Genomic DNA, 3,050 nt, shown 5'->3' with positions numbered 1-3,050 from the left:
AACCGCTGACCTCTTGCATGCCATGCAAGCGCTCTCCCAGCTGAGCTATAGCCCCACAGGACCTCTTTACGAACCAAATCCGCTGGGTGCAGAATTTGGTGGAGCTAAGCGGGATCGAACCGCTGACCTCTTGCATGCCATGCAAGCGCTCTCCCAGCTGAGCTATAGCCCCGTAACGTAAAGCGTGTCGTGTTGACGGGCGGCATAATATGAATTCCTCGCTCAGGTGTCAACGGCAAAATTATCCTTCTCGATTCAATCGCTGAAAAAGCAGGCAACCTGCTGACATTGCGAGCCTTATCGCAGCCAGAAGTTAAACAGGTCACCTTTTCCAGTAAAAGGATGCTATAACATGGACAGCTAATTCCATACATTTACTCAGGAAATAGTATGCTCAAGGAACGAATGACACCTGAAGAAATCGCCCATCTGACCGGCTACAGTCGGCAAACTATCAATAAGTGGGTGCGGAAAGAAGGCTGGCAGACCTCTCCGCGGCCTGGCGTCCAGGGCGGCAAGGCGCGCCTGGTCCATGTCAATGAGCAAGTCAGGGAGTTTATCCGCAGCGCCCAGCGCGTGGCGGAGACGCCCGGCACCTATTCTCCCCACGACAGCGATCTGGAATCGCTGCTGCTGACCCTCTGTAAAGAACTCACCCCCAGCGAGCAGAAGCAGCTTATGTCGCTGTTGCTGCGCGAGGGGATCACCGGGTTACTGCTTCGGTTAGGGATCCGCGATCGGTAAACCATGATGAAACTAAAAGATAAAATGACGCCCGCAGAGCTTGCCGACTGCCTGGGGCTGGCCAGACAAACGATCAATCGCTGGGTTCGGGAGAAGAAATGGCGCACAGAAGCGATACCCGGCGTTAAAGGGGGACGAGCGCGACTGGTGGTCATCGACCAACCGGTGCGTGAGTTTTTGACTAACATTCCCGCCAGACGCCATCTGTTTAGCGACAATCATCTCGCGGAATCGCCAGGCGCTTACCTGGTCAATGAGGCGGACGCGATCTGGCGGCAAATCACAGAAACCCTGCAACTGATGACTCCGGCAGAACAGCTGCAGCTCCGCGACTTGCTGGCCCGGGAAGGGATTAGCGGTTTTCTTGCCCGCCTCGGCATCGCCAGCCCGGCGTAACAGACAAAAAAAAACGGCAGGAGTATATCCTGCCGTTATATCATCTACGTCCCCGTCAGGACGCCTGGCCTTCGCGCTCAGCGATAAAAGCCAGCGCTTTATTGATACGCTCTACGCTACGGGACTTGCCGATTGCATGGACGGTTACGTCAAGCGCAGGAGACTGCCCAGCACCGGTAACGGCCACGCGCAGCGGCATACCGACTTTACCCATGCCCACTTCCAGCTCATCAGCGGTCGCCTGAATCGCGTGGTGGACGTTTTCCGCCGTCCAGTCGCTAATCGCCGCCAGCTTGTCGCGGACGACTTCCAGCGGCTGACGCGCTACCGGACGCAGATGTTTCTTCGCCGCGTCGGCGTCGAACTCAGCGAACTCTTCATAGAAGTAGCGGCAGCTCTGGGCAATCTCTTTCAGCGTTTTGCAACGCTCGCCCAGCAGCTTCACCAACTCGGCCAGCTGCGGACCGTTGCGGGTATCGATATTTTCCTGCTCGATATGCCACTGCAGATGGGTCGCCACATACTCCGCTGGCAGAGTATTGATGTAATGATGGTTCAGCCACAGCAGCTTGTCGGTGTTGAACGCACTGGCGGATTTGCTGACCGCCCCCAGCGAGAAGAACTCGATCATCTCTTCGCGGGTGAAGATCTCCTGATCGCCATGGGACCAGCCCAGACGCACCAGATAGTTAAGCAACGCTTCCGGCAGGTAGCCATCGTCGCGATACTGCATCACGCTGACCGCCCCGTGGCGCTTGGAGAGTTTCTTGCCATCGTCGCCGTTAATCATCGATACGTGCGCGTATACCGGCACCGGCGCGTTCAGCGCTTTAAGGATGTTGATCTGGCGCGGCGTGTTATTGATATGATCTTCACCACGGATCACGTGGGTGATCGCCATGTCCCAGTCATCCACGACGACGCAGAAGTTGTAGGTCGGGGAACCATCGGTACGGCGAATGATCAGATCGTCCAGCTCCTGGTTGCTGAACTCGATAGGTCCGCGGATCTGATCGTCAAAAATAACTGACCCTTCCTGCGGGTTGGCGAAACGCACCACGCACGGCTCATCGTCGGCATGATGCTCGTGGCTATGGCGGCAGCGGCCATCGTAACGCGGCTTCTCACCGTTCGCCATCTGCTCTTCGCGCAACGCTTCCAGACGCTCTTTCGAGCAATAGCATTTATAAGCGGTACCGGCTTCCAGCATCTCATCGATCACGTTGTTATAACGATCGAAACGTTTGGTCTGGTAATAGGGACCTTCGTCCCATTGCAGATTCAGCCAGTTCATGCCATCCATGATGGCTTCAATTGCTTCCGGGGTGGAGCGTTCGAGATCGGTGTCTTCAATACGCAGTACAAACTCACCGCCGTGGTTACGGGCAAAAAGCCAGGAATAGAGAGCAGTACGCGCACCGCCAACGTGCAGATAGCCGGTTGGGCTTGGCGCGAAGCGAGTTTTGATTTTCATGAATTGGCCTTACGTTTAATAAAGATGCCGATAGACGGCAATGTCCGGTGGAAATTATGGGTCAATATTCTAACACCGTGGGCTGATTCCTCAATGTTGTTCCCGTCGGAACGTCGCGGTTTGCCATTTTTGTTTATAAATCATGCTATGACGCCGGTTTTACGATCGCTTTGTTTAATTTTACGACGAACGAACGAATTCTTTAGAAAAGGCGTTGACTCATTTTCAACTCTCCCTATAATGCGACTCCACACAGCGGGGGTGATTAGCTCAGCTGGGAGAGCACCTCCCTTACAAGGAGGGGGTCGGCGGTTCGATCCCGTCATCACCCACCACTTTCTCGCCAGCTGAATTTTCTGTCAAAATGTGAAGTACCGAAGTGGGTGATTAGCTCAGCTGGGAGAGCACCTCCCTTACAAGGAGGGGGTCGGCGGTT

General features: G+C 55.0%; 3 protein-coding genes and 2 tRNA genes. 3 read left to right on the top strand and 2 right to left on the bottom strand.

Annotated elements, in window-relative coordinates; translation table 11 throughout:
- Nucleotides 1–96: 96 nt before the first annotated feature.
- Nucleotides 97–172: transfer RNA gene (locus tag ABLV76_RS08335), tRNA-Ala, on the bottom strand.
- A gap of 218 nt (nucleotides 173–390) precedes the next feature.
- Between ABLV76_RS08335 and ABLV76_RS08330 the strand changes: the two genes are divergently transcribed.
- Both ABLV76_RS08330 and ABLV76_RS08325 read left to right on the top strand, forming a co-directional pair.
- Entirely contained in the window at nucleotides 391–744 is a 354-nt protein-coding gene (locus tag ABLV76_RS08330) for a YfeC-like transcriptional regulator (RefSeq protein ID WP_004202017.1), read from the top strand.
- Nucleotides 745–747: 3 nt separating this feature from the next.
- Nucleotides 748–1,140 carry a YfeC-like transcriptional regulator gene (locus ABLV76_RS08325; protein WP_004202015.1) on the top strand — a complete coding sequence of 131 codons (393 nt, stop codon included), beginning with the start codon at nucleotides 748–750 and terminating at the stop codon, nucleotides 1,138–1,140.
- Between the two features lie 55 nt (nucleotides 1,141–1,195).
- Here ABLV76_RS08325 and gltX read toward each other — a convergent pair whose 3' ends face one another.
- Complete coding sequence (gene gltX, locus ABLV76_RS08320; protein WP_004202014.1) at nucleotides 1,196–2,614, bottom strand: glutamate--tRNA ligase; 1,419 nt, start codon at nucleotides 2,612–2,614, stop codon at nucleotides 1,196–1,198.
- A 259-nt stretch (nucleotides 2,615–2,873) separates the two neighbouring features.
- Between gltX and ABLV76_RS08315 the strand changes: the two genes are divergently transcribed.
- Nucleotides 2,874–2,949 (top strand) — tRNA-Val (locus ABLV76_RS08315).
- Nucleotides 2,950–3,050: the final 101 nt, after the last annotated feature.

The sequence above is a fragment of the Klebsiella sp. GB_Kp047 genome (assembly GCF_040065235.1).
In the GTDB taxonomy this organism is placed as follows: Bacteria; Pseudomonadota; Gammaproteobacteria; order Enterobacterales; family Enterobacteriaceae; genus Klebsiella; species Klebsiella quasipneumoniae.
This window is presented reverse-complemented; position numbering and strand designations above follow the sequence as displayed.

What these genes read in the sequence shown, in the direction of transcription:
- ABLV76_RS08330 (WP_004202017.1), top strand. Translation starts at nt 391, where the DNA reads ATGCTCAAGGAACGAATGACACCTGAAGAAATCGCCCATCTGACCGGC.
- ABLV76_RS08325 (WP_004202015.1), top strand. Translation starts at nt 748, where the DNA reads ATGATGAAACTAAAAGATAAAATGACGCCCGCAGAGCTTGCCGACTGC.
- gltX (WP_004202014.1), bottom strand. Translation starts at nt 2,614, where the DNA reads ATGAAAATCAAAACTCGCTTCGCGCCAAGCCCAACCGGCTATCTGCAC.